The organism is Streptomyces sp. P17, assembly GCF_032436805.1.
In the GTDB taxonomy this organism is placed as follows: domain Bacteria; phylum Actinomycetota; class Actinomycetes; order Streptomycetales; family Streptomycetaceae; genus Streptomyces.
Genome location: NZ_JAVRBF010000623.1, coordinates 1 through 285, shown reverse-complemented (window position 1 = coordinate 285; position 285 = coordinate 1). Strand labels below are relative to the sequence as shown.

Sequence of the window (285 nt, the reverse complement as noted above, 5' to 3'; positions counted from 1 at the left end):
ACGTATCCGACTTGCAGGTCAGCTTTGGTAGAGCCTGTGAGTACCTTATAATAGTCCGCATCTGCACAGACGATGTACTTGATTTCCATCTCGTCCAGAACGGGTTGCACTTCTTCACTAAGATAGGCTTTCATCTCAGCGGCTGGGGTCTTCTTCTTCCCCGGAGCCTTGTGCAAGGAAAGGATCATCGCAGCCTCATCGGCAATACCGAAGGGGTCGAGATACTCCTTCCTAGTCAGGTCGGCATTGATGGTAGGGGATAGAACACAGAGGACAGGATTACTC

1 protein-coding gene is annotated in these 285 nt (G+C 50.9%); it reads right to left on the bottom strand.

The genetic code is table 11. From position 1 onward, the window contains the following. Nucleotides 1-285, bottom strand: a 285-nt coding sequence (locus RMT89_RS42355; protein WP_315889086.1) for a hypothetical protein, incomplete at both ends; no start/stop codon positions are given.